This is a genomic window from Streptomyces sp. NPDC006259 (assembly GCF_042870975.1).
GTDB lineage: Bacteria > Actinomycetota > Actinomycetes > Streptomycetales > Streptomycetaceae > Streptomyces.
In genome coordinates, this window is record NZ_JBIAHY010000009.1 from 181,647 (window position 1) to 207,499 (window position 25,853).

Here is a 25,853-nt window from a genome sequence, read left to right on the forward strand (position 1 = left end):
CGTCCGGGTCGGCGTCGGCGTCCGCGTCGAGGCCGTCCCTCCACCGCCATGGTGATCTGATGATCCGTCAGCTACCGTCCGCCCTCCGCCCCTGGAGGGAGCCCCCATGCCCGTCACCGTCGTCCGCTTCAACCTCGTCGCCCCCGACGCCTCCCCCGCGGCGCTCGGCGTCCGCTACCGGGCCGCCCTGGAGATGGCCGCCTACGCCGACGAGCACGGGGTGACCACCGTGCAGACCGAGGAGCACCACGGCGCCGAGAACAACTGGCTGCCCTCGCCGTTCGCCTTCGCGGGCGCCGTCCTCGGCGCGACCCGCCGGCTGGCGGTCACGGTGTCGGCGGTCATCGGTCCGCTGCACGACCCGCTGCGGCTGGCCGAGGACATCGCGGTGCTGGACCTGCTCAGCGGCGGCCGCCTGGTGACCGTCGCCGGCATCGGATACCGGCCGCAGGAGTACGCCCGCGCCGGCGTCGACTGGAAGCTGCGCGGCCGGCTCCAGGACGAATTGCTGGAGACGCTGCTCAAGGCCTGGACCGGCGAGGAGTTCACCTACCGCGGCCGTACGGTACGGGTCACCCCGCGCCCGTGCACCGAGCCGCACCCCCTGCTGCTGGTCGGCGGTTCGTCCCCGGCCGCCGCCCGCCGGGCCGCCCGGCTGGGCCTGCCCTTCTTCCCCAGCGCCCACCTGCCGGAGCTGGAGGCCTACTACAAGGAGCGGCTGGTGGAGTACGGCACCGAGGGCTGGGTGATGATGCCCGCCGCCGAGACCCCGCTGCTGCACCTGGCCGAGGATCCGGACCGCGCGTGGGCGACGTACGGCGAACACTTCCTGCACGAGGCCCGCACCTACGCGTCCTGGCAGTCGGCGGACATCCGCTCGGCGGTGCGGTCGGCGGCGACGAACGTACGGGAGCTGCGCGACGAGGGCGTCTACCGGATCCTGACGCCCGACGAGTGCGTGGCGCAGGGGCTCGACAGCCTCGTCCTGCATCCGCTGGCGGGCGGCATGCCGGTGGAGGAGGGCCGGCGCAGCCTGCGGCTGTTCTGCGAGAGCGTGCTGCCCCGGCTCACGGGGTGAACCGGGGCGGCACGCCTCACGGGTGTCGAGGAGAGGGCAGCGGGGACTTGACCCCTCTCCTCGAGTCCAGGAATTTCCGGGCGGGGCTCAGCCCATCTCCTCCAGCGTCTTGCCCTTCGTCTCCTTGACGTACTTGAGGACGAACGGGATGGAGAGCGCGGCGAAGACCGTGTAGATCACGTAGGTCGCGGAGAGGTTCCAGTCGGCGAGCGACGGGAAGCTCGCGGTGATGGCCCAGTTGGCGATCCACTGCGCGGAGGCGGCGACGCCCAGGGCGGCGGCGCGGATCCTGTTCGGGAACATCTCGCCCAGGAAGACCCAGACGACCACACCCCACGACAGGGCGAAGAAGAGGACGAAGACGTGGGCGGCGATCAGGGCGACCCAGCCCTGGGTGGCGGGCAGCTTGCCGTCGACGAGGTCGAAGGAGAACGCCCAGGCCTCCAGCGCGAGGCCGATGACCATGCCGACGGAGCCGATGAGGGCGAGCGGCCTGCGGCCGACGCGGTCCACGAAGATCATCGCGATCACGGTGCCGACGATGTTGATGATCGACGTCGTGAAGGAGTAGAGGAACGAGTCCGTCGGGTCGACGCCGACCGACTGCCACAGCGTCGAGGAGTAGTAGAACGCGACGTTGATGCCGACGAACTGCTGGAAGACCGACAGGCCGATACCGATCCAGACGATCGGCTTGAAGAAGAAGGAGCCGCCCAGCAGGTCCGTGAAGCTGGACTTGTGCTCGCTCTTCATGGCGTGCTCGATCTCGGCGATACGGGCGTCGAAGTCGACGTCGTTGCCCTCGACCTCCATGAGGATCTCGCGGGCGCGCTGGTGCTTGCCGACGGAGATCAGGAAGCGCGGGGACTCGGGGATCGCGAAGGAGAGCAGGCCGTACAGGACGGCCGGGACCACCATGACGCCCAGCATGACCTGCCAGGCCTCCAGGCCCATGATCTCGCCGCGCTGGTCGCCGCCGGCGGCGTTGAGCAGACCCCAGTTGACCAGCTGCGACACGGCGATGCCGATGACGATCGCGGCCTGCTGGAAGGAGCCGAGACGGCCGCGGTAGGCGGGCGGGGCGACCTCCGCGATGTAGGCGGGGCCGATGACCGAGGCCATGCCGATGGCGAAGCCGCCGACGACCCGCCAGAAGGCGAGGTCCCACAGCGAGAAGGGCAGCGCCGAGCCGACGGCGCTGATCGTGAACAGCACGGCGGAGATCTGCATGCAGCGGATCCGGCCGATGCGGTCGGCCATGCGGCCGGCGGTGGCGGCGCCGATGGCACAGCCGATCAGGGCGATGGCGATGACCTGGGCCAGGGCCGCGGAGCCTACGTCGTAGCGGCCTCGGATGGCCTCGACGGCGCCGTTGATCACGGAACTGTCGTAGCCGAAGAGGAAGCCGCCCATCGCGGCCGCCGCCGCGATGAAGATGACGTGCCCGAGATGATCGGGGTGAGCCGTTCCGGCTCCTGACTTTTGTGCCTGCTCTGTGCTGGTCACGTTCAACTCCTCGGGCCGCCGGCAACGCCGCCGACGGGATCAACACCTCCAGATAGGTGGTACCTGAAGGTAAAAGCGACGGAGCCGAGACTATGCCTTCAAGTTTCGAAGTCAAGAGGGCCCGGCTGTGACTTTTCAGCGCCCGCCGGAGGGGAATGTGTTCAACTCTTGAAGTTAGAGCGGGAGCTGGGGTTACGGGTACCCGCTCCGGCCCTTCAGCGCAGGCGCTGGCTGATGACCTTCGACACACCATCGCCCTGCATGGACACGCCGTACAGCGCGTCGGCGACCTCCATCGTGCGTTTCTGGTGCGTGATCACGATCAGCTGCGACGACTCCTGCAGCTCCTGCATGATCCGGATCAGCCGCTGGAGGTTGGTGTCGTCCAGGGCGGCCTCGACCTCGTCCATGACGTAGAACGGGCTCGGCCGCGCCTTGAAGATCGAGACGAGCATCGCGACGGCCGTGAGCGACCGCTCGCCGCCCGAGAGCAGACTCAGCCGCTTGACCTTCTTGCCGGGCGGCCGGGCCTCGACCTCCACGCCCGTGGTGAGCATGTTGGCGGGGTCCGTCAGGATCAACCGCCCCTCGCCTCCCGGGAACAGCCGGCCGAACACGCCCTCGAACTCGCGGGCGGTGTCACGGAACGCCTCGGTGAACACCTGCTCGACCCGCTCGTCGACCTCCTTCACCACCTGGAGGAGGTCGGCGCGCGTCTTCTTCAGGTCCTCCAGCTGCTCACTGAGGAACTGATGACGCTCCTCCAGCGCGGCGAACTCCTCCAGGGCGAGCGGATTCACCTTGCCGAGCTGCTGGTACGCCCGCTCGGCCGCCCTCAGCCGCTTCTCCTGCTCCGCCCGGACGAAGGGCCGAGGCTGGTTGCGCGGGTCCTCGGGGTCCTCCGGCAGCTCCTCGCCCTCGGCGGGCGGCGAGGGCGGCACCGGCTGGCGCGGACCGTACTCGGACACCAGCCCCGCCGGCTCGACGCCCAGCTCCTCCAGCGCCTTCGTCTCCAGCTGCTCGATCCGCAGCCGCTTCTCGGCACCGAGCACCTCTCCCCGGTGGACCGAGTCCGTCAGCTTGTCGAGTTCCGCCTTGAGGTCCCGCCCCGCCGCCCGCGCCGCGGCCAGCTCCTGCTCGCGCCGCGCCTTGGCGGCGTCGGCGGCGACCCGCTCCCGCTCGGCACGGCCCAGCGACACCTCGACGTGCGCGAGCAGTTGCCGCGCACCTGCGGCGACGGCCCGCGCGACGGCGGCCTCGTGCCGCAGCCGCGCCAGGCGCTGCTCGGCACGCGCGCGTGCCTCACGTTCCGCCCGCGCGGCCCGGTCCAGCGAGTCGGCCCGCCCGGCGAGCCCCTTGACGCGCTCCTCGTGCGTACGGACCTGGAGGCGCGCCTCCATCTCCGTCTGCCGCGCGTTCGCCCCGTCGGCGGCGAGCCGGTCCCGCACGGAGGTGTCGGGCTCCTCCTCCCCCGGCATCTCCTCGGCGACGACCAGCCGCTCGGCCAGTTCCTCGGCCTCCTCCACGGCCCGGTCGAGCGCCTCCTGCGCACGGGCGGCCGCGGCGGCGGACCGCTCGGCCTCCCCGGCGGCGCCGCGCGCCTGCCCGGCGAGCCGCCCGAGCTGCTGGGCGACGGCGGACTTCTCGCGGTCCGCCACCCGCCGCCGCTCCCCCAGCTCCTCGACGGACGCGGCGCACTCCCGGCGCCGCTCCCCCGCCGCACGCTGCGCCTCCGCCAGCTCCTCGCACCGCACCGCCAGCTCCTCCAGCTCGGCGGCGGCCTCGTCGACGGAAGCCTGGACCTCCAGCAGACTCGGCGCACCGGCGGACCCGCCCTGCGCGAAGTGCGCCCCGAGCAGATCGCCCTCGGCGGTGACAGCGGTCAGGTCGGGCCGCGCGTAGACGAGATCCTCGGCGTCCTCCAGCGTCCCGACGACGACGACGTCCCGCAGCAGCCGGCGTACGGCGGGCAGCAGCTCGCCGGGGGCGCGGACCAGGTCGGCGGCGAAGGGGGCGCCGGCCGGGGCGCTCGCCACGGCCTCCTCGGGGGCGGCAGCCGACGGCTCGGCGGAGCAGCCGCCGGCGTCGACGCCCGTGGCGCCCGCCGGGGCCGGTGTGCCGTCGGCGGACCCGGCGGTCGGCCGCTCCGCCCGGTCGGCACCGGCGCCCGGCTCCACACCCCCCGGCTCCACGCCCCCCGCCGACACGCCCGCCCTCGTGCCACCGGCCGGTGACGGCCCCGCGCCCACGGCACCCTCGGCGGCCACCCGCCGTCCGGGCGCGGGCTCCTGCGGGCCGCCCGCCAGCAGGAGTGCCGCCCGGCCGGCGTCCTGTTTGCGCAGCAGGCGGATGGCTTCGGCGGCGGCGGACGGGGTGGTGACGGCGAGGGCGTCGGCGGCGGCGCCGAACGCCGCGGCGAGCGCGACCTCGTAGCCGGGGGTGACGGTGAGGAGTTCCGCGGCCGGACCCAGCAGGCCGGTGAGGCGGTCCTTCGCGTCGAGGAGGGCGCCCGTGCCGTCTTTGCGGCGCAATCCCATGGCGAGGGTCTCGTGGCGGGCCTGGGTGGCGGCACGCCTGCGCTCGGCCGCGGTGACGGCTTCCCGGGCGGTGGTCAGGGCGGTCTCGGCCTCGGCGAGCCGCCGCTTGGCCTCGTCGTGCCGCTCGCCCAGTTCCTGGTCGCCCGCGTCCAGCCCCTCGACCTCCGCCTGGAGGGCCTCGTACTCCTCCTGCGCGGTGACCGCCCGTTCCCGCGCCTCGTCGCGGGCGGCGGCCAGGCGGTCGATCTCGGCCTGGGCGGAGGCGGCGCGCGAGCGGGCCGCGTTGACCTGGCCGTGCAGCCGGGCGAGGCCCTCACGCCGGTCGGCGATCGCACGGGCGACGTCCTTCAGCCGCCGCTCCTCGACAGCCAGCTCCCGCTCCAGGTCGGCGCGGTGGGAGACGGTGTCGTCGAGGGCGTGCTGGGCCGCTTCGAGGGCGGCCTCCAGCTCCGCCTCCTGCTCGCGGACACGGGCGGCCTCGCGCTCCAGGTCCTCCGGATCGCGGCCGCGCCGCTCCTCGGGAGGCGCGGAGGTGGCGCTCTTCACACGGGCGTCGGCCAGCGAGACCGTCCCCCGGACGCGTTCGGCGAGCTGGGACAGCTCGTACCAGGTCTGCTGGGCCCGCTGGAGCCGGGGCGCGAGCCGGCGGACCTCGTCCTCCAGCTGGGCCTCGCGCTGGAGGGCCCGGCGCAGTTCCTGCTCGGCGGCGTCCTTGCGCTCCTTGAGGGCGGCCTCGTCGGCGATCTCCGACGAGAGCGCCTCACGCAGCCGTACGAGGTCGTCGGCGAGGAGGCGCAGGCGGGCGTCGCGCAGGTCGGCCTGGATCACGGCGGCGCGGCGGGCGACGGCGGCCTGGCGGCCCAGCGGCTTCAGCTGTCTGCGCAGCTCGTCCGTCAGGTCCTGCACGCGCGCGAGGTTGGCCCGCATCGCGTCCAGTTTCCGCAGCGCCTTCTCCTTGCGCTTGCGGTGCTTCAGGACGCCCGCGGCCTCCTCGATGAACGCGCGGCGGCCCATCGGGTCGGCGTGCAGCACGGAGTCGAGCTGACCCTGGCCGACGATGACGTGCATCTCGCGGCCGATGCCGGAGTCGGACAGCAGGTCCTGGATGTCGAGGAGCCGGCAGGTGTCGCCGTTGATCTGGTACTCGCTGCCGCCGTTGCGGAACATGATCCGCGTGATGGTGACCTCGGCGTACTCGATGGGCAGGGCCCCGTCGGAGTTGTCGATGGTGAGGGACACCTCGGCGCGGCCCAGCGGCGGACGGCCGGTGGTGCCGGCGAAGATGACGTCCTCCATCTTGCCGCCGCGCAGCGACTTGGCGCCCTGCTCGCCCATGACCCAGCTGAGCGCGTCCACGACGTTGGACTTGCCCGAGCCGTTGGGCCCGACGACACACGTGATGCCCGGCTCGAACCGGAGTGTGGTCGCGGAGGCGAACGACTTGAACCCTCGGAGGGTCAGGGCCTTGAGGTGCACGCCGCCGGACTTTACCGCCCGTGGATGTCTCACTGCATGAACCCGCGGTTTCGCCCGTGAACGCGCAGGGCAGACCAGACGTTGTAGACGGTGAAAGGATGCGGGGGAAAGAAAGAAGGGACGCCGAAGCGTCCCTTGCACATTCTGCAGACTTAGCGGTCCGACGCGGTTTCATGAGCCGCCCGACCACTGCGTGTGCTGTTGTGGAGCAGTGCAGCGATCAGGTGAGCGCAGGCTCCGCCTGGTGTGCGTCGATGCTCTCCATGAACCTGTCGTGAGAAGCGGCAGCCGTCAGAGCGTCGTTCTCAGCCTGGATTCGTCCGAGCTCGTTTTCCAGGTCCTGGACGCGCTGCTGGAGCCGTCGCATCTCGGCGAGGAGTCGCGGGTCGGAGCCGCCGACGTAACCGAGAAGCGCCTTTGCCATGATGGATGGTCCTCCACAATGAGTGACCGACCGAAGCGGTATGGGTCGTGAGGGATTCGCACCCGCGGTGTTGACTGGATCTTGTTCTTTTTGCCGTTCATCCATGCCAAACAGCTAGGTGCGCGGGGTGCTTTTAGCGTCTCACCAAAAAGTTTGACGGTCAACACGATCACGCCCCGTATGGGCGGGCAACCCTGGTGCGCGCGGCCTGGAACGGCGGCGCTGCGACTCCTCGGGACCCTCGGGGCGTGGCGATCATCCTTGCGCGCGGTGCCTGCCGATGCAAGCGATTCTCGGCAGCGACCTGCCCTTTTCTGCCGGGTGCGGGTGCCGGTGCCACGCCCGTCCGTTTTCGCGGGGCGGCGCCTCGCGCGATCGTCAGCGGATCGCGAAACCGTCGTAGCCGCCGCGGGGTGTGTCCCATATCTCTGTGACTCCGTCCACGCGTCCGGGCGTGTCGTCACTCCGCAGCCAGTCGAGCAGCCCTTCACAGCCCTGCGGGGAGCCCTCGGCGACCACCTGCACCCGACCGTCGGCCAGATTGAGAGCAAAACCACTCAGGCCGCCGATCTCCAGCGCCTTCGCCCGCGTGAACCAGCGGAAACCCACGCCCTGGACGTGTCCGCGCACCCAGGCGACCAGCCTTACATCCTCGCTCATGAAGGCAACCTAATCAGGCGATGTCACTTGGGACACTTCCTCCCCCAGCGGTATGCGGTACCGTCCCCACCCAATGAATCCCATTTGAAACTCACTCGATCGAGTGAGTCAGGTCGACCATGGGGAGTCATGCGCCGCACGGGCGCCGGTCGGCCACGGGGACCCCGCAGGCACCGACGGACGGGATCCCCGCCCGGACCAGTTGGACGAGGAAGGCCAGAACATGGGACGCCACCGACGCTCCGCCGCCGGCCGCGCCACGGCGGCCGGCCACACCGACGGCTCGCACCCGGAAAGCCGTTCGCGGTGGGAGGCGTACGGCGGCGACCACCCCACGATGGGCATCGCGCCGTACCTGAACCCGGAGGCGTACGCCGACACGGTCGCCCGGAGCCAGGAGTACCTGTTCGCCCCCGACGACGTGCGCACGCGAGCCGCCGACGACACCGCGGTCTTCGACTCCGACGGCTTCACGCCGGACGGCTTCGCCTCCGACGGTTTCACGCCGGGTGGCGGCTCGCCGCGCGACGGTGGCCGCCGGGGCGGTGCGGGTCGCCGTCGCAAGCGGAGGGCCGTGACCCCGGTCAAGACCGGTCTGCTCGGGATGTCCGCGGCGGTCGCCCTGGGGACGGTCGCGGTGGCCACGGGCGTGGTGCCCGGCCTCGACGACTACCGGCTGGGCGGGGGCGGCGGCGCCGGCGACCGGGTGCAGGCCGCCGACTCCCCCACCAACTCGGCCTCCGAGCAGGGCGGCACCTCCGGCTCCGCCGAGACCGACCGCGACGGTACGGCGACCAGCCGCGACGCCGGCCGATCCACCCCGCCCTCCGCCTCCAGCCCCGCCTCGGCCTCGGCCTCCGCCTCGCCCTCCCCGTCGGCCTCGACGGCTTCCCCGAGCGCGTCGGCGACCACCGAGAAGCCGGCGGCCACTCCGTCGAAGGAGCCGAGGACGACCCCGTCCGAGGCGGCCACGAAGGCGCCGGCGAAGTCGGAGGCCCCGGTGACGGTCTCGGCGGAGGTCCAGGCCGCCGCCGAGGTGCTGAAGCTCGTCAACGAGGAGCGGGCCAAGGTTGGCTGCAGCGCCGTCTCGGCGAACAGTTCGCTGGCCGACCTCGCCCAGAAGTTCAGCGAGGACATGGCAGCGCGAGGCTTCTTCGACCACACCGACCCGGACGGCGCGACCCCCTGGGACCGTGCCGGGAAGGCCGGCATATCGGACCTCGGCGGCGAGAACATAGCGCGCGGCCAGGCCGACGCCGCGGCGGTGATGGAGGCCTGGATGAACAGCCCCGGTCACCGCGCCAACATCCTGAACTGCGACTTCAAGACACTGGGCGTCGGAGTGCACCTCGGCTCCGGCGGCCCTTGGTGGACGCAGGACTTCGGCTACTGAGATAACCGCAGGTCAGAGACCTAATCTTGTCCTTGGGCCGCCTCCGGGCCGTCTTCCGTGGGTTCAACGTTTCGGAAGACGCTGTCCACGGCGGCCCGAGTCCTGGTCTCGCTGGACGGCATCAGGTGCGTGTACGTGCGCAGGGTGAAGCCGGGGTCATGATGGCCCAGGTACTCGCTGAGAGCCTTGATGCTCTCCCCCGCGTCCAGGAGCACCGAGGCGTAGAAGTGCCGCAGCGCGTGCATGCCGTTGTCCCGCCCGGTCTCCACCCCGGCAGCCCGAAGTGCCGGCCGCCATACCCGATCGTTGAAGCGGTTCCGATCGAGAGCCCGGTGAAGATGAGCGACGCCGTTATCGGAGGACCGTCGAGCGTCTTCCACGGCAAGGTGACCCGCACGGCCGGGTGACGCTTCAGGTGCGCAGCCAACGCGAAGGCCACGGACTCGGGCAGAGGCACGTCACGCTCCTTGCCACCCTTGGGCGGAGCGAACACAGGGCAGGTCCACAGACTGCCCGACGCGCCGGAAGCTTACGGGGCCATGATCACTCGCGCCAAAGCAGCTCCCGGCCAAAGTCGCTACGCCGCCCTCTCGGCCAGCCTTCAGCCTAAACGGAGGCAGGTTAGGTAAAATCCCAGGCAAGAGGCCCCGACCGCCTGGCCACGCGGGCTACGCTCCGTGACCGAAGGTCAGCATAGCGACGGAGCGTAGCCCGCGTGGCCGAGGGGACCACTGCACGAGACTACGCTCCGCTACATTTCAGAAAGCTTGGATGCTCAACCGCAGGTCAGACGCCCGCAAGGCTCCGTGTGGCCGTGCCGCCAAAGTAGCGCGAGTGCGTCTTCCGGAGGCTTTCTAGGGAGGCTCCAGTGAGGACCACGATCTCGATGTCTTCCTGCCCCCTGAGATCCCGTTCTAGCTGGAACCTGGCACGCAGAGCCGCCCGACCCTCGGAAGCCGGGAATTCTTGCCGGACATCGGTCTCACCACTGTGGCGGTTGTAGACAAGCAGGAAGTGCCTAAGTGCCTTCATGTAGCCGACCTCCCTCTGACGCCTTCGATGGTCTGCAAGCTCTCCCTCAGCGCTACGAGCACTGGATCCAAGCGGGCCATAGTGGCTTCCCGTTCTTGTCCGGAGACGATGCTTGCAGCAGCCTCCGTCTCCATCTCGTACAGACTAGTCGAGAAACCTTCCATGGCAGAGATGACGTCTGTCACCGCCTGCCCGCCGTACTCCGGAGGCTCCCCGTACCTGATGCCTCGACCGAAGATGTCAGCGATTCGCTCGAAGACGTTCGCCCATAGGTCTTGCCCAACTGTACGGATCTGAATCTCCACATACCTGCCGCCGACAGCGACGATCACATGGACGGCCCTGTAGCCAACCATGGGATCTTCACGGCGATCTTTCACTGAGCACTTGTGCCCTTGACTCTCGAAGCGCTCGACCACCATGTCCCCGAGCTGATCTTGCTCCGTGAGGGTGAGGCGACCTGACACTCGGATGCCGGCGATGTCCTGTATTCGTGCGAGGTTAGTGCTAGATCCACGAGCCTTCGCTCGTTGCAGCTTCTGAATGAGGGTGTCAGTCGTCTTGAGCCTGTGCGTGACGCCCAGCGGCCACTCCACGATGTCACACAGCTCATCAACCACGCCGCGAGCAGCCGTGAGAAGCTCGCTGTAGTCAATAAGTAGATCTTCAAGAAGAGTCAGATCCTCTTCTGATACAGCCTCAGGAAGCTCGAGCCGCTTGCCTAGCTTCTGCACAGCCGAGTTGGACATGGGCATCGCACCAAGATAGACGAGAGGCGGCGACGACCGTCTCGGTTTTGCGCGCGTCACGTCACTCACACGCCGCCCGGCATCGGGCCGCCTCGGGGCCGTCGGAGGGCGCTCAACGACGACCAACGCCGACAACCACCGACAGCTAAGTCGCAGGTCGCAGCGTTGATCGATTACACGGCCGCAGGTCAGAGACCCGCCCCTTCACTTCTTCGGCTACTAGGCGGCCACGTCCGAGCGGTATGCCGGCGTGGGCGCAGAGCCGCACCCGAGTGGTACAGCGACGGTGGGCGCAGAGCCGCACCCCGGTGACACACCGGCGGTGGGCGGGCGGCCGCGCCCGGGTGGCGCACCGGCGGTGGGCGGGCGACCGCACCCTGGTGGCGCACCGGCGGTGACTAGGCGGCCTGGGCCGCGCGGCCCGCGCCGAGGGTCCTGGCGGTGTCCGTGACCCGGCGGCCCAGGTGTTCGGCCGTGGCGATGTCCGCCTTGTGGACGGCGTCGGGGCCCTCGTCGACGTTGGTCTGGGCGGCCGCGCCGAGGAAGACGCCGAGGCGGTTGAGGTCGGTCTCGGAGGCCGTGCTGCTGTTCCAGCCGGGGAGCAGGCCCAGGTTGACCCAGTGCATGCCGAGCTGCGCGGCCAGGATCTGGAAGAACTGCAGGGTGTGCAACTTGTCGCCGCTCTTGGACCCGGAGTTGGTGAAGCCGGCGGCCAGCTTGTCCTTCCAGTCCTGGGTGGCCCAGCGGGCGGAGGTCGCCTCGGCGAAGGCGTGGAAGGCGGCCGACGCGGTGCCCATGTAGGTGGGCGAGCCGAACACGATCGCGTCCGAGCCGTCGAGCACCGCCCACTGCTCCTCGGTGATCTCGTCGACCCTGATCATGTGCACCTCGGCACCGGCCTGGACGGCGCCGGAGCGGACGGCCTCCGCGATGACGGCGGTGTGGCCGTGGCCGGAGTGGTAGGCGATGGAGACAACGGGGGTGGTCACGTGCGCGCTCCTCAGGGCAGTGAAAGGGCAGGGCAGGGCCAGGAAAGGCAGGAAAGAAGCAGGAAGAGGGAGGCGGGGATGCGCGTAGGCAGCTCGCCACCGATGACGAAAGGAAAGCACTAACTCACAGTTAGTGCAACCTGCCGGTTAGCGCTGCGTTCGAGTAGGCTTGAGTCATGACCGGCATTCAGGAGCGCGCCCCGGAGCAGGACCTCCCGTACAACGTGTTCGCCAAGGCCTGCCCCTCGCGCGGCACGCTGGAGCACGTGACGGGCCGCTGGGGCTCTCTCACCCTGGGAGCCCTGCACGAGGGCTCGCTGCGCTTCAACGAGCTGCGCCGACGCGTCGACGGCGTCAGCGAGAAGATGCTGTCCCAGACGCTGCACGCGCTGGAGCGCGACGGCCTGGTGCACCGCGACGCGCAGCCGACCAACCCACCCCGCGTGGACTACGAACTGACCCCCCTGGGCCATGAGGTCGCCGAGCGGCTCCTCGGCCTCATCCACCTGGTGGAGGGGCGGATGGACGAGGTCCTGGCCTCCCGCGGGCGTTACGACGAGACGCGCGGCGGCCTCTGACACTTCGGGCAGAAGTAGCTGGACCGGTTCATCCAGGGGCGTCGGCGCATCGGCGTGCCGCAGCGCCCGCAGGGCAGCCCCTCACGTCCGTAGGCGTCCAGCGACCGGTCGAAGTAGCCCGACTCGCCGTTGACGTTGACGTACAGGCTGTCGAAGCTGGTGCCGCCGACGGCGAGTGCCGCGTTCATCACGTCCCGGACATGGCCGAGCAGTTCGAGGGTGCGCGGGCGGGTGAAGCCCGCCGTGGGGCGGTCGTAGTGGAGGCGGGAGCGCCACAGCGCCTCGTCGGCGTAGATGTTGCCGACGCCGCTGATCAGCGACTGGTCGAGCAGGGCTCGTTTGATCGTGCTGCGCTTGCGCCGAAGGGCCTGGTGGAAGGCCTCGTCGTCGAACAGCGGGTCGAGGGGATCGCGGGCGATGTGCGCGATGACGTCGGGCAGTCCGTCCGGGGTGGTGTCGTGCAGCGACAGACCGCCGAAGGTGCGCTGGTCGACGAAGCGCAGCTCCGTGGCGTCCGCCGCGACGGGGGCGCCTTCCGCCGGGGCGGGGCCGGGAGCCGGGGAGGCTGGTGGCGACGCGTCGGTGAAGCGGACCCGGATGCGCAGATGCTTCTCGTCGGGAGCCCCCTGCGGCTGCACCAGGAGCTGACCGCTCATGCCGAGATGCGCCAGGATCGCCTGCGGGGTGTCCTCCAGCGGCAGCCACAGGTACTTGCCGCGACGGCTCGGGACTCCCACCCGGTGGCCCTTGAGGCGGTGCGTGAAGTCGTCGGCGCCGGCCACATGCCGGCGTACGGCACGCGGGTGGAGCACCTCGGCCTCGGCGACCGTGCGATGGGCGACCCAGCGCTCCAGACCGCGCCGGACGACCTCGACCTCGGGCAACTCGGGCATGAGGACCCGTCACTCCCTCTCGTACGGCCCGAGCGCCCGCCCCTGTCGCGGGGCGGGCGCTCGGTGCACGTCGGTGCTGTCACTGCTGGCGGTCCCGGCGGGTGGTGCCAGGACCGTCAGGCGGAGGCGGACTCCTGCTCCGCGGTGCCGTCCGCGGCCACCACGGCGTGAGCCGCCTTGGCGCGCTCGTCCGCCTCGGCCCGGATGGACCGCCAGGCGGACTCGGCGGCCTGCTGCTCCGCCTCCTTCTTGCTGCGGCCGGTGCCGGTGCCGTACGAGACGCCTCCGACGCGGGCGGCAGCAGTGAAGGTCTTCTCGTGATCGGGGCCGGTCTCCGTGACCAGGTACTCGGGCACGCCGAGTCCTTCGGTCGCGGTCAGCTCCTGGAGGCTGGTCTTCCAGTCCAGGCCGGCTCCGAGGTTCGAGGACTTCTCGATCAGCGGGTCGAACAGGCGGTGTACCAGTTCGGAGGCCGCGTCGAGGCCCTGGTCGAGATAGACCGCGCCGATCACCGCTTCCAGGGTGTCGGCGAGGATGGACGCCTTGTCCCGGCCGCCCGTGCCCTCTTCGCCCCGGCCGAGCCGGATGAAGGAGCCCAGGTCGAGGCCACGACCGACCTCCGCCAGCGCACGCGAGTTGACCACCGCGGCCCGCAACTTGGCCAATTGGCCTTCGGGCAGGTCGGGGTGGGTGCGGTACAGCGTGTCCGTGACGACGAGACCGAGCACGGAGTCCCCGAGGAACTCCAGCCGCTCGTTCGTCGGCAGACCGCCGTTCTCGTATGCGAAGGAACGGTGGGTCAGCGCACGCACCAGAAGGGCGGACTCGAGCTGATAGCCGAGCCGCCCTTCCAGAAGCGTGTGGGACGAGGCCGTGTTGTCCGCCTTTTTCTTGGCGACTGGATCCGCCTTGGCGTCAGACATGGAGCCTCTCACCAGCCGCTCAGACCTCGAGGACCTGGCGCTTGTTATAGGTGCCGCAAGACGGGCACGCGATGTGCTGCAGCTTGGGCTCGTGGCAGCGCTCGCACGCAACCAGGTTGGGGACCGCAGCCTTCCACTGCGACCGGCGGTGGCGCGTGTTGCTGCGCGACATCTTCCGCTTCGGAACAGCCACGGCTACTTCTCCTGCTTCTCGTTGGCGGGCGCCGATCGAGGCGCTTCGCCACTCATCTCGTCCTTCTCGCCGTCTTCGAGTGAACCGGCGAGTCCCTGCAGTGCCGCCCAACGGATGTCGACGGCGTCATGGTGGTGGTCCGGGTCGTCCGCAAGGCGTGCTCCGCACTGGGCGCACAATCCCGGGCAGTCGTCCTGGCACACCGGCTGCATCGGCAGTGCGAGCACCACCGCATCACGCAGCACGGGTTCGAGGTCGAACAAGCCGTCCTCGAGAAAGAGCCTGTCCTCGTCTTCCTCGGCGTCGTCGACCGGTTCCGCCTTCACGCGGCCCCGGTCGTCGGCGTCAGGGTACGAGAACATCTCCTGGAAGTCCGCTTCGAGCGCCAGCTCGACCGGCTCCAGACACCTTACGCACTCCCCCTCGGCCCGTGCACGGGCGGTGCCTGTGACAAGCACACCGTCCATGACCGACTCGAGTCGGAGTTCCAGCTTCACCGGCGCGCCCTGCGGCACTCCGATGACCCCCTGGATCCCGAGGTCCGCGGGGGCTTCGATCTCACGGGACAGACGCTGGAGCGCGCCAGGACGCCGCCCCAGCTCGTGTGTGTCGAACACGAGAGGGTTGCGGTGGTCGAGGCGGGCGTTCAGAGCCATTCCTGCTTTCGATCTTCCGTGCTGTGGGGGCCGCCGCCCTCAGGTGTTGCGGGCAGCGGCGATCGCGGACCTACACGCGACCGAAGGGCCAGGATACTGGAGCATTCGCCCACAGCCCAATCCGGGTCCGGGAGCCCGCCCCGGACGCCTCTCGGGGCCAGGTCCTACAGGCCTCGGCCCTGTTCGTAGGCGCGCAGCTGCTCGGCGCTGATCATGCCGGTGTCGAACAGGCTGGTCTCGTCGAGGGCGTACCCCTGCTGCTCCTGCTGGGGCGCCTGGGGCTGCTGCTGCACGGCCTGCTGCGGGTCGTACGGCGCCTGCTGGGTGTCGTAGCCCTGGTAGGCGTAGGGGTCGGCCTGCTGGTAGCCGTAGGCGTCCTGCTGCTGGCCGTAGCCCTGCTGCTGGTAGCCGTACGGGTCCGGCTGCTGCTGGTAGGAGTAGGCCTCCTGCGGCTGCTCGTACGACCGCTGCGCGGGCTGCTCGGCCGGGGTCTCCCGCTCCGTGAGGGCGGCGAGGTCGGCGAGGTAGTCGGCGTCGGAGGAGTGCTGGAAGGTCGTGTCGTCGTCGGCGAGGGCGCCGAGGTCGTCGCTGGCGATCCGGCCGTGCAGCTTCTGCCGGCCGCGGCCGACGGCGTCCAGGGTTTTGGCGAGGACCGCCTCGAAGGCGCCCAGCTTCACGTCGACGTAGGCGTCGGCGTCGCGGCGCAGGGTCTCGGGGTCGGGACTGCGCTCAGGGGCGTCCTCGTCCTCGTAGCCCTGCTCGTCGACGCCGGGACCGGTGCCGAGGAGCTTCTCGCGGCCGCGGCCGACGGAGCCGAGGGTCTTGGTGAGGACGACCTCGAAGTTGGCGAGCTTGGAGTCGACGTAGTCGTCGGCCTCGGCGCGGATGTCCTCGGCCTCCTTGCGGGCCTCGGCCAGGATGCGGTCGGCCTCGGCCTGGGAGCGGCGGGCGATCTCGGTGTCGGAGATCAGGGAGCCGCGCTCGGCGTGCGCGCCGGAGATGATCCGGTCGGCCTCCTGCCGGGCCTGCTCGACCAGCTGCTCGCGGCCGCCGATCAGCTCCCGGGCCTGGGCGAGGGAGTCGGGCAGGGCCGCCCGCACCTCTTCGAGCAGGGCGAGCAGTTCGGCGCGGTTGACCACGCACGAGGCCGACATCGGCATCGACCGGGCACTGGAGACCGCCGTGACGATCTCGTCGAGCTTCTTCTGCACGTCCACCGGTTGCTCGCCACTTCCTGCTGCTGTGTTGGAGACGGACGCAACGACTGTACGGCCATGAGGTGTCCGGCGGACAGCGAGTGACGGGCCGTCGGACACCCGGTGCTCGGGCGGCCCTTCGCTCAGTCCTTGCGCAGGCGTTCGGCGAGTGCTTCGAGGACGAGCGGGGGGACCAGGTGGGACACGTCGCCGCCCCAGGTCGCCACCTCCTTGACCAGGGAGGACGACAGGAAGCTGTAGGTCGGGTTGGTGGGGACGAACAGCGTCTCGACGCCGGAGAGGCCGTTGTTCATCTGGGCCATCTGCAGCTCGTAGTCGAAGTCGCTGACCGCGCGCAGGCCCTTGACGATGGCCGGGATCTCGCGCTGCTTGCAGAAGTCGACGAGGAGGCCGTGGAAGGCCTCGACGCGGACGTTTCCGTACTCGGCGGTCACCTCGCGGATGAGGTCGATCCGCTCGTCGATCTCGAACAGGCCCTTCTTGGACTTGTTGATCATCACCGCGACGTAGACCTCGTCGTACAGACGGGAGGCGCGGGAGATGATGTCGAGATGTCCGTTGGTGATCGGGTCGAACGACCCGGGACAGACGGCGCGGCGCACTAGTGATCCCTCGCTCTCCGGTCCGGTCATCGTGCGTCTTCGCACGTAGAGGCGGCGCGACCGTACCAAAACGTTCCCTCGCCGTAGCGACGGGACCTGATCGCCTCGTAGCCGTCCGGCCAGTCGAACACGCCGCCTCTGGTGCTGCGCTCCACGGTGACGAGGGCTTCCGCCACGAGCCACCCCTCCGAGCGGAGTGTGAGCAGGATCTCCCGAAGATCGTCGTCCGTGACGGCGTACGGAGGATCGAGGAAGGCCAGGTCGTACGGTTGTGCCGGTGGCGTCTGGACGATCTGCCGGGCCTTGCCGGCCCGGACCTCGGCGCCGGGCAGGCCGAGCGTCCGCACGTTCTCCCGGATCGTGCGGGCCGCCCGCGCGTCGGCCTCGACCAGCAGGGTGTGGCTCGCGCCCCGGGAGAGGGCCTCCAGCCCCACGGCGCCGGAGCCGGCGTACAGGTCGAGGACGCGCTCGCCGTCGAGAGGGGCACCGCCCAGCAGGGACTGCCAGGTGGAGAAGAGGGCCTCACGTGCGCGGTCGGACGTGGGGCGGGTGCCGGTCCCTGGCGGGACGGCCAGGCGACGTCCGCCGGCTTTCCCGGCGATCACGCGGGTCATCTTCGGTCCTAGGTCGAGGGCGTGTTGTCCGGGTCCATTGTCACTGGGCGCGCGCGTGCGGCGGCAACCGCACGGGGATGACGGCCCCGCGCCCCCGGGGTGGGCACGGCTCACCCCTTCTCGAGGTACTGCTCCCTCTCCTCGTCCAGGAGGGCGTCCAGGGCGGTGCGCAGGCCCGGGTAGGCGGTCAGCTCCGGGTCGGAGGCGACCACCCGTGTGGCCTCCTCCCTCGCCTCCGCGATGACCTCCTCGTCCTCGATGACGGCGAGGACGCGCAGGCTGGAGCGGGCTCCGGACTGGGCCTGGCCCAGGACGTCTCCCTCGCGGCGCTGTTCGAGGTCGATGCGGGACAGCTCGAAGCCGTCGAGGGTGGTGGCGACCGCCCCGAGGCGCTGGCGGGCCGGGCTGGCCTCGGGCATCTCGGTGACGAGGAGGCAGAGTCCGGGCGCCGAGCCGCGGCCGACCCGGCCGCGCAGCTGGTGCAGCTGGGAGACGCCGAAACGGTCGGCGTCCATGATCACCATCGCGGTGGCGTTGGGCACGTTGACCCCGACCTCGATGACGGTCGTGGCGACCAGGACGTCGGTGTCCCCCGCGGCGAAGCGCCGCATGACGGCGTCCTTGTCGTCCGCAGGCATACGGCCGTGCAGCACCTCGACCCTGAGCCCCTGGAGGGGGCCCTTGGCGAGCTGGTCGGCCACCTCCAGGACGGCGAGCGGCGGACGCTTCTCGGCCTCGTCCTGCGGGACCTTCTTCCTGGCCTTCCCGGGGCCGTCCTCCTCGTCGCCGATGCGGGGGCAGACCACGTACGCCTGATGGCCGCCCTCGACCTCCTCGCGGACCCGCTCCCAGGCGCGGGCCAGGAAGTGCGGTTTGTCGGCGGCGGGCACGACATGGCTGGCGATGGGGGACCGGCCGGCCGGGAGCTGGTCGAGGACGGAGGTCTCCAGGTCTCCGAAGACCGTCATGGCGACCGTGCGCGGGATGGGCGTGGCGGTCATGACGAGCAGGTGCGGAGGCTGCTTGCCCTTGCCGCGCAGGGCGTCCCGCTGCTCGACGCCGAACCGGTGCTGTTCGTCGACCACGACCAGCCCCAGATCGTGGAACTGCACCTTGTCCTCGATCAGCGCGTGGGTGCCGATGACGATGCCGGCCTCGCCGGTGACGAGGTCGAGCAGCGCCTGCCGCCGCCCCGCGGCCCCCATCGAACCGGTGAGCAGCACGACCTTGGTCGCGTTCTCGACCCCGCCGAGCGTCCCGCCCTCGGCCAACTCCCCCATCATCTCCACGACGGAGCGGTGATGCTGCTGGGCGAGGACCTCGGTGGGCGCGAGCATGGCGGCCTGGCCGCCGGCGTCGACGACGGCGAGCATGGCGCGCAGGGCCACCATGGTGTTGTGCGTCACCGTGAAGTTGTCGGTGACGTAGGCGCGGCCGGGGTGGGCGACGCTGATGCACTGGACCGGCTTGCGTCCGACGTACTCGACCGCGCGGATCCCACGTCGGAAGGTGTCGTCCTTCGGGTGGGGGCCTGCCCGGTCCGCCGTGCGGGTCGGCCGGAACGGCGGGTACCGCTCGGGCAGGGACACGGAGACGGTGAAGGCGGCCCGGTCCGGCAGGACCCTCGCCAGGCCGCCCAGCGAGCGCACGATCCACGCGACGTCGTCCGCGAGCCTCGGCGAGGCGGTGCGGAGCGAGACGCCCGCGCCGTCCGCGTCGACGGTGCCGTCCGTGTCCATGAGCCCTTGCAGGAGGGCGAGGCGGTTCTTGACCGAGGTGTTCCTGAACTCGTCCGGAACGAACCTCGCGTCCGGTGCCACGTCCCACAGGTTCAGTTCACGCAGGGTCCCGATCACGGGATTGCGCACGCCCGCGGCGCGCCTCGTCGGTGGGATCGCGCGGTCGCGCTCGGAGCCCGTGGCGGGCGCCGGCCGGCGCTCGGGGGCCACGGCCGCCGTCACCGCGTCGCTCGTCCCGGAGCCGGTCGGGGACAGTGCGAGGTCGTGGCGGAACGAGCCCTCCCACGGGCCCGCCCCCAGGAGCGTGCCCAGCAGGTAGGGATCGAGCGACAGTGGCGAGTCGTCGCCGAGATCGACCGGTGTCGCCGCCGGGATGTACCACTTGGGGGATCCGTCGGGCTCCCGCGTGTCCAGACGGATGTCGCGGGCCGTCATGACCTTGGGGGCCTGTCCGCCGTGTTCGCCTCCGCCCGTGCCGACGATCCAGAGATGTTCGTCGTCGCATTCGACGGAGCTGCCGTCGGACAGGACCAGGCGCCAGACATCGCGCTCCCCTTGCGGGAAGACACCGTCGACCACCGCGGTCCCGCCGTCCGGCACGACGACCTCGTCGCCCACCTCCATGTCCCCCATGCGGCGGAAACCGGCGGGGGTGAGCACGAGCGAGTCGAGTGGCTGGGCCTTGCCCGAACCGACCTCCCCCTGGAGCAGCCGGTGCATCGGGTGGTCCGTCGCCAGGTCGTCGAAGATCTCCTTCGAGACCTTGCGCTGGCCCTCGGTGAGGGTGAAGGGGAGGCGGTCGTCGAAGGCGGAGAGCAGGCCGTCCGGGGAGGCTTCGCGGGGGACGGCCGGGAGTTGGGCGTCGGCGTGGCGGCGGCGGGCGAGGGCGACCTGGAGGACGAAGGCCTCGTCCCACTTCAGGCGGGCCCGGGCGCCGTCGACGTCGGCCTTGGTGTGCGGGCGGTGGATCTTGAGGAGGGCCTCGGGGAGGGAGAGCAGGCCGCGGCCCTCACGCAGGGAGTCCGGGAGCGGGTCGACGGCTTCCAGGGCGCTGGGCAGGACCGTCTGGATGGCCTTGCCGATCTTCCAGGACTCGAGTTTGGCGGTGGCCGGGTAGATCGGGATGAGGGCGCCGGCCCAGGTCTCGACGGTTTCGTCGGTGTCGCCGCGCAGCAGTTCGTACGCCGGATGGGCCAGTTGGAGGCGGCGGTTGAAGAGGGACACCTTGCCGGAGAACATCGCGCGCGTGCCCGGCAGGAGATCCTTGTGGGGCTTGTGCACGCCATTGCCGAAGAAGACCAGCTGGAGGCGGCCGCTGCCGTCCGTGATGGTGACCTCCAGGCGCTGGCCCTTGCCGCGGGGGGCCTTGGACGAGGCGAAGGTGTGCAGGCGGGCGTCGGCGACCTGGGCGACCACGGTGACGTGCTCGTCCATCGGGAGGTCGGCGAGGTGCGTGAGCTGGCCGCGCTCCTCGTATCTGCGCGGGTAGTGGTGCAGGAGGTCGCCGACGGTGTGCAGGCCGAGGTGCTCGGCCATCACCTTCGCGGTCGGTGGGCCAAGCACCTTCTTGAGCGGTTCTTCGAGCGCGGGCACGAGATCCATTGCACACCACCCCACTGACATTGCCGTATACGTGTCCCGAAACCCCTGGTCAGGCGGCTCGTTCCGGCTCTAGGATGGCGCGCTCCGGCCATCCCCCGCGGTCACCGCCCCACCGGGACCGCCCGACCCCGCGCCGTCGCCCCTCCCCCAAGCCACGGCGCAGCAGCGATGGACTCCCAGACCTCACCGTCATCCCAGGCATCCCCGTCACCCCACAGCTTCCAGGTCGACCTGCGCGGTCTCGTGGACCTGCTGTCCCATCACCTCTACTCCAGTCCCAGGGTCTATCTGCGCGAGCTGCTCCAGAACGCCGTGGACGCCATCACCGCCCGGCGGGCGGAGGAGCCCGGCGCCCCGGCGCGGGTGCGGCTGTTCGCCTCGGACGGGGAGCTGCGGGTGGAGGACTCCGGCGTCGGACTCACCGAGTCCGACGTGCACGGCCTGCTGGCCACCATCGGGCGCAGCTCCAAGCGCGCGGACGGGCTCCAGGAGGCCCGCTCCGACTTCCTCGGGCAGTTCGGCATCGGGTTGCTGGCCTGCTTCGTGGTCGCCGAGCGCATCCGGGTGGTCAGCCGCAGTTCCCGTACGCCCGCCGCGCCGCCGGTGGAGTGGACGGCCCGCGACGACGGTTCGTACACCGTGCGGACGCTGCCTCACGAGGCGCGCCCCGAGCCGGGCACCACCGTGCACCTGGTGGCGCGGGCCGGTGCCGGTGAGTGGCTCACCGAGCAGCGGGTCCTTCAGCTGGCGCGCGACTTCGGCTCACTGCTTCCGTACGACGTCAAGGTCGGCGAGGAGGCGGTCACCGATCTGCCGGCGCCCTGGGACCGGCCGTACGCCTCTCCGGCGAACCGGCGGGTGGCGCTGGCCCGGCACTGTCACGAGCTGTTCGGGTTCACGCCGTTGGACTCGATCGGGCTGGACGTGCCGCTGGCGGGCATCCGCGGGGTGGCGTACGTGCTGCCGGCCGCGGTCAGTCCGGCCCAGCGGGCGGGTCACCGCGTGCACCTCAAGGGCATGCTGCTGACGGACCGGGCCGAACAGCTGCTGCCCGACTGGGCGTTCTTCGTGCGCTGCGTGCTGGACACCGACAGCCTGCGGCCCACGGCCTCGCGCGAGTCGCTGTACGAGGACGAGACGCTCGCCGCCGTGCGGGAGGCTCTGGGCGAGCGGATCCGGGCGTGGCTGACGGGGCTGGCCGCCGGGGACCCGGAGCGGCTGGCGGCGTTCCTCGCCGTGCATCACCTGGGGGTGAAGTCCCTGGCGCGGCACGACGGGGAGATGCTGCGCACGATGCTGCCGTGGCTGCCGTTCGAGACGACGGACGGGCGGCTGTCGCTGGAGGAGTTCGCGCAGCGGCATCCGGTGGTGCACTTCACGCGGACCGTGGAGGAGTACCGGCAGGTGGCGCCGATCGCCTCCGCCCAGGGCGTCGGTGTGATCAACGGCGGTTACACGTACGACAGCGAGCTGGTTGAGGCGCTGCCGTCGGTGCGGCCGGGGACGGTGGTCGCCGAGCTGGACGCGGACACCGTGACCGCGCACCTGGACGCCGTGGACGCGGCGGAGGAGCTGGCGCTGTCGGGTTTCCTGGCGGCCGCGCGGGCGAAGCTCGATCCGCTGGGCTGTGACGTGGTGCTGCGCGCCTTCCACCCGCTGTCCGTGCCCGCGCTGCACCTGGACGACCGGGCGGCCCGGCACGAGCAGGCGCGGGCGGACGCCGAGTCGCGGGCCGACGACCTGTGGGCGGGCATCCTGGGCTCGCTGCGCGGCAGCGCCCCGCGCGCGCGTCTGGTGCTCAACCACCTCAATCCGCTGATCCGGCGGATCAGTTCCCTGCGGGACGCCGAGCTGATCGGCACCGCCACGGAGTCGCTGTACGGGCAGGCGCTGCTGATGGCGCAGCGGCCGCTGCGGCCGGCCGACTCCGCGCTCCTGAACCGGGCGTTCATCGGCCTGCTGGAGTGGGCCACGCACGGGGAAGCCACACCTGAGGAGGACGGCCGGCGATGACCGCGATCACGGACTTCGACTCCCTGCGCCGGGCGATGGCGGAGAACGGCGAGCAGCCGGAGGGCCCGGCGCGCAACGCGCGCGCCGAGCTGCTGCTCGTGGAGGCCGAGAAGCTGAACATTCCGCTCGCCGTGATCGAGGCGCTCGGACACCAGCTGAAGGTCTACAACTACAGCTCCGAGAAGGACAGGATGTTCGTCCCGTTCGCGCGCCTGCTGCGCATGTGGGACGAACGGCCCGAGGACTTCGACGCGCACGAGACGCACGCGCTGCACTGGGTCTTCAAGTGGATGTCGGCCGGCATGCTCGACCAGCCGCACGTTCCGCTGGCGTCGGTGGAGAAGTGGCTCGGCGAGATGGAACACCGTTACCGGCTCGCGGGGCATTCCGAGCGGGCCGTGCGCAGCGCCGAGTTCAGCGTGGCCGCCCATGTCGGGGACGAGGAGCGGGCCGAGCGGGCGTTCGCCGCCTGGCTGGCCGCGGACCGCGACAGCATGGCCGACTGCCACGCGTGCGAGCTGCACGGGCAGGGCTGGTGGCGTGCGGAACGGGGCCGGGACGCGGAGGCCCTGGAGTTGTGGGCGCCTGTCCTGGAGGGCGCGTACACGTGCGCGCACGAGCCGCACACCGTGCTCGCGTCGTCCCTGCTGCCGCTGCTGCGGCTGGGCCGCCCGGAGGAGGCGCGCGCCCATCATCTGCGCGGCTTCCGGCTGGTGCGGGCCATGGAGAGCATGCGGGGCGCGTACGCCGACCATGTGGAGTTCTGCGCGCTGACCGGCAACGAGGCGCGGGCTCTGGAGCTGCTCGCGGAGCGCCCGGCCTACTTCACCGACGAGGGGCAGCCGCGCAGCAGGCTGGACTTCCTGAGCGTGGTCGTGCTGCTCATGGAGCGGCTGTCCGCGCTCGGCATGGGCGGGCGGCAGGTGCCCGGACCGGCCGGGCGGGTGTGGACGGCGGCCGATCTCGCGGTCCACGCGCGCGCGCAGGCGCTCGCGCTGGCCGCGCGCTTCGACGAGCGCAACGGCACGTCGCACATCGGTGAGCGGGCCCGCGCGCGGATGGCGCAGGGGCCGCTGGTGGAGCGGCTGCCGCTGGGCGTGCGCGCGGCGAGGCCGCCGGCCCCCGCGGTCGCTCCCCCGGCCGCGGCGACGGCCACGGCGGAGGCGGGCGCGCCGGACCTCCCCGCACTGCTCGCCGAGGCGCGGCGGCTGTCGGACACGTTGCGGCCGCACGCGGTGGAGGCGTGGGCGGCGGTGGCGATGGCCGCGGAGGGGGCCGAGCTGGACGCGCGCGACCGCGCGGAGATCGCCGACCACCGGGCGATGGGGATGGGCCCGGAGGGTGCCGAAACGTTCGAGCTGGCGGCCGGCCTGTACGCGGAGGCGGGCGACCTCGGTGAGGCGCTGGCGGCACGCACGCGTGCCGCCTACGTCCGCGCCCTCGCCGGAGAGATCGACGAGGCGCTCGTCGCGGTCGCCGAGCCGTACGACCGGGTGCTCGCGCTGTACGCCGAGGGCGGCACGCAGCTGCGCCAGGCGGCGGGGGTCCTCATGGGCCGTGCGCGGATCCTGATGCGGCGTGTCCACGAGGCCGACGGGCCCGTGGCCGAGGAGGTGTCGACGGAGGCCGAGGCGGCGGTACGGGAGCTGCTCGCGCTCGTCGAGGGGCGGACCGGGGACGACGTACGGCTCGTCGCGCGGGTCGCCGAGGGGCACGCGATGCTGGCGGAGCTGGCGGTCCGGTCGGGGGCGGTCGAGGCGGGCACGGAGCTGTTCGCGCGGGCGGCCGGGGAGTTCGTCGGGGCGGGGCTGCCCTGGTTCGCCGTGGAGTACGAGGCCAGGCTGGCCGCTCTCGCGCACCACCTGGGCGACATGGTGGAGGCGGAGCGGGCGCTGCGGGCCGCTCTGGAGCACGGCGGCAGGCACCTGGAGCCGGTGGGCAGGGCACAGCTGCACCTCCAGCTCGCCGAGGTCGTCGCAGGCCGGGGACAGGCGCGGGAGGCCGCCGAGCACGCCTTGGAGGCGGCGCACTGGGCCGACGAGGCGGGCGAGGGCCCGGCGTTCGGCGCGTGGGCGCGGCACCAGCTGGGCGGCTTCCTGGTGCGGCTGGGCCGGTGGGCCGAGGCCGCGGAGGTGCTGGAGTCGGCGCTGGCGGACCTGACGGCGCAGACGCACGGCGACGGGGCGGTCGTCCAGACGCAGTGGTGGCTCGGCGACTGTCTGAGCGAGCTGGGGGAGCACCGGGCCGCCGCGGAGCGCCGGTTGCAGGCCGCCGAGATCGCCCGGCACTGGCCCGAGCAGCAGGACCACGCGACGCTCGCGCATCTGGCCGCCGAGTCCCTCGGCCAGGCGGGGCAGCACGCCGACGCGGACCGGGCGTACGCGCGCGCGGGCGAGTTGTGGCGCTCCCTGGGCAATGTGCACGGGCTGGTGCGTTCCTTGCGCGCGCGTGCGTGGCTGGCGTCGCGCACGGAGGACGGCGGGGACGCGGCGCGGCAGCTGATGGCGGACGCCGTCGGGGAATGCGCCGACGCGCTGGAGGCCGCGGACGACGAGGAGACGCGTCTGCGGCTGGTCTTCGAACTCGGCCACACCCACCGTCAGTTCGGCGACCTCCTGGCGCGCTCGGCGGCCGGGGACGCCGACGACGACGCGATCCGTGCCGCCATGGCGGAGGCGCTGTCCCAGATGTCGCAGGCGGTCGCGGTGTTCGTCTCCCTCGGGGCCGCCGCCCTGCCACCGCGCACCGGCGCCGAGCTGGCCGCGGGCTGGCTGGAGGCCGACCTGGGACGTCCCTCGGCCGCGGCCGCACGCGCGCGTGCCGTGCTCAGGGCGTACGCGGACGCGGAGACCGACCCCGATTTCGAGGGCGGGGACGAGGAGACCGTACGGGCGCGGCGGGCGGAGGCGGAGCAGTTGCTCCAGGCGGCCCGGGAGGCGGCCGGGGAGGAGCGGTGACGGGCGGCGCTCACCGCGGCCG

General features: G+C 71.5%; 19 protein-coding genes and 1 pseudogene. 5 read left to right on the forward strand and 15 right to left on the reverse strand.

The features are described 5' to 3' along the window. Nucleotides 1-106 precede the first annotated feature (106 nt). Nucleotides 107-1,078 (forward strand): LLM class flavin-dependent oxidoreductase, encoded by a 972-nt coding sequence (locus ACFYO5_RS32380; RefSeq protein WP_388715691.1) that lies wholly within the window; start codon nt 107-109, stop codon nt 1,076-1,078. Nucleotides 1,079-1,165: 87 nt separating this feature from the next. Here ACFYO5_RS32380 and ACFYO5_RS32385 read toward each other — a convergent pair whose 3' ends face one another. The 4 genes from ACFYO5_RS32385 to ACFYO5_RS32400 all read right to left on the reverse strand — a co-directional run bounded on the left by ACFYO5_RS32385 (nt 1,166) and on the right by ACFYO5_RS32400 (nt 7,681). After that, on the reverse strand, nt 1,166-2,584 hold the full coding sequence (locus ACFYO5_RS32385; RefSeq protein ID WP_388715694.1) for a sugar porter family MFS transporter: 1,419 nt from the start codon (nt 2,582-2,584) through the stop codon (nt 1,166-1,168). Between the two features lie 215 nt (nt 2,585-2,799). Continuing rightward, nucleotides 2,800-6,597: an AAA family ATPase gene (locus ACFYO5_RS32390; protein WP_388715697.1), complete on the reverse strand. Its 3,798-nt coding sequence runs from the start codon at nt 6,595-6,597 to the stop codon at nt 2,800-2,802. Nucleotides 6,598-6,817: 220 nt separating this feature from the next. After that, entirely contained in the window at nt 6,818-7,021 is a 204-nt protein-coding gene (locus tag ACFYO5_RS32395) for a hypothetical protein (RefSeq protein WP_073491170.1), read from the reverse strand. A gap of 378 nt (nt 7,022-7,399) precedes the next feature. After that, nucleotides 7,400-7,681 (reverse strand): acylphosphatase, encoded by a 282-nt coding sequence (locus ACFYO5_RS32400; protein ID WP_388715700.1) that lies wholly within the window; start codon nt 7,679-7,681, stop codon nt 7,400-7,402. 223 nt (nt 7,682-7,904) lie between these two features. On the opposite strand from ACFYO5_RS32400, the gene ACFYO5_RS32405 reads away from it, so the two are divergent. Continuing rightward, nucleotides 7,905-9,074 carry a CAP domain-containing protein gene (locus tag ACFYO5_RS32405; protein ID WP_388715703.1) on the forward strand — a complete coding sequence of 390 codons (1,170 nt, stop codon included), beginning with the start codon at nt 7,905-7,907 and terminating at the stop codon, nt 9,072-9,074. Between the two features lie 20 nt (nt 9,075-9,094). Here ACFYO5_RS32405 and ACFYO5_RS32410 read toward each other — a convergent pair. The 3 genes and pseudogenes from ACFYO5_RS32410 to ACFYO5_RS32420 form a co-directional block, all read right to left on the reverse strand. Beyond that, a pseudogene (locus tag ACFYO5_RS32410) lies at nt 9,095-9,570 on the reverse strand (tyrosine-type recombinase/integrase); the annotation flags it as partial. Nucleotides 9,571-10,102: 532 nt separating this feature from the next. Beyond that, nucleotides 10,103-10,861 carry a hypothetical protein gene (locus ACFYO5_RS32415; protein WP_388715705.1) on the reverse strand — a complete coding sequence of 253 codons (759 nt, stop codon included), beginning with the start codon at nt 10,859-10,861 and terminating at the stop codon, nt 10,103-10,105. Nucleotides 10,862-11,253: 392 nt separating this feature from the next. Further along, on the reverse strand, nt 11,254-11,844 hold the full coding sequence (locus ACFYO5_RS32420) for a flavodoxin family protein (protein WP_388715708.1): 591 nt from the start codon (nt 11,842-11,844) through the stop codon (nt 11,254-11,256). Between the two features lie 176 nt (nt 11,845-12,020). On the opposite strand from ACFYO5_RS32420, the gene ACFYO5_RS32425 reads away from it, so the two are divergent. Next, the gene (locus tag ACFYO5_RS32425; RefSeq protein WP_388715711.1) at nt 12,021-12,422 is read left to right on the forward strand and encodes a winged helix-turn-helix transcriptional regulator; all 402 of its coding nucleotides are present in this window, start codon (nt 12,021-12,023) and stop codon (nt 12,420-12,422) included. On the opposite strand, the gene mutM is transcribed toward ACFYO5_RS32425, so the two are convergent. The 8 genes from mutM to ACFYO5_RS32465 form a co-directional block, all read right to left on the reverse strand. After that, nucleotides 12,395-13,315, reverse strand: a complete 921-nt coding sequence (gene mutM / locus ACFYO5_RS32430) for a bifunctional DNA-formamidopyrimidine glycosylase/DNA-(apurinic or apyrimidinic site) lyase (RefSeq protein ID WP_388715713.1) — start codon at nt 13,313-13,315, stop codon at nt 12,395-12,397. The two genes, ACFYO5_RS32425 and mutM, sit on opposite strands and share 28 nt — an antisense overlap. Before the next feature lie 116 nt (nt 13,316-13,431). Continuing rightward, nucleotides 13,432-14,238 (reverse strand): ribonuclease III, encoded by an 807-nt coding sequence (gene rnc, locus ACFYO5_RS32435; RefSeq protein WP_388715716.1) that lies wholly within the window; start codon nt 14,236-14,238, stop codon nt 13,432-13,434. Between the two features lie 19 nt (nt 14,239-14,257). Continuing rightward, nucleotides 14,258-14,431 carry a 50S ribosomal protein L32 gene (rpmF, locus tag ACFYO5_RS32440; protein WP_073491177.1) on the reverse strand — a complete coding sequence of 58 codons (174 nt, stop codon included), beginning with the start codon at nt 14,429-14,431 and terminating at the stop codon, nt 14,258-14,260. A gap of 2 nt (nt 14,432-14,433) precedes the next feature. Continuing rightward, nucleotides 14,434-15,087, reverse strand: coding sequence for a DUF177 domain-containing protein (locus ACFYO5_RS32445; RefSeq protein ID WP_356562011.1), 654 nt, complete (start codon nt 15,085-15,087; stop codon nt 14,434-14,436). Between the two features lie 164 nt (nt 15,088-15,251). Then, a complete protein-coding gene (locus ACFYO5_RS32450) occupies nt 15,252-16,304 on the reverse strand; it encodes an ATP synthase F0 subunit B (protein WP_388715719.1) in 1,053 nt (350 codons plus the stop codon). Between the two features lie 122 nt (nt 16,305-16,426). Continuing rightward, nucleotides 16,427-16,906, reverse strand: a complete 480-nt coding sequence (gene coaD, locus ACFYO5_RS32455) for a pantetheine-phosphate adenylyltransferase (RefSeq protein WP_356562201.1) — start codon at nt 16,904-16,906, stop codon at nt 16,427-16,429. A gap of 26 nt (nt 16,907-16,932) precedes the next feature. Beyond that, complete coding sequence (gene rsmD, locus ACFYO5_RS32460; protein ID WP_356562014.1) at nt 16,933-17,520, reverse strand: 16S rRNA (guanine(966)-N(2))-methyltransferase RsmD; 588 nt, start codon at nt 17,518-17,520, stop codon at nt 16,933-16,935. 110 nt (nt 17,521-17,630) lie between these two features. Further along, nucleotides 17,631-20,861: a helicase-related protein gene (locus tag ACFYO5_RS32465; RefSeq protein WP_388715722.1), complete on the reverse strand. Its 3,231-nt coding sequence runs from the start codon at nt 20,859-20,861 to the stop codon at nt 17,631-17,633. Nucleotides 20,862-21,029: 168 nt separating this feature from the next. On the opposite strand from ACFYO5_RS32465, the gene ACFYO5_RS32470 reads away from it, so the two are divergent. Together ACFYO5_RS32470 and ACFYO5_RS32475 are read left to right on the forward strand one after the other, a co-directional pair. Continuing rightward, nucleotides 21,030-22,874 carry an HSP90 family protein gene (locus tag ACFYO5_RS32470; RefSeq protein WP_356562017.1) on the forward strand — a complete coding sequence of 615 codons (1,845 nt, stop codon included), beginning with the start codon at nt 21,030-21,032 and terminating at the stop codon, nt 22,872-22,874. Beyond that, the gene (locus ACFYO5_RS32475; protein WP_388715725.1) at nt 22,871-25,831 is read left to right on the forward strand and encodes a tetratricopeptide repeat protein; all 2,961 of its coding nucleotides are present in this window, start codon (nt 22,871-22,873) and stop codon (nt 25,829-25,831) included. The genes ACFYO5_RS32470 and ACFYO5_RS32475 overlap by 4 nt, the downstream gene beginning before the upstream one ends. Nucleotides 25,832-25,853: the final 22 nt, after the last annotated feature.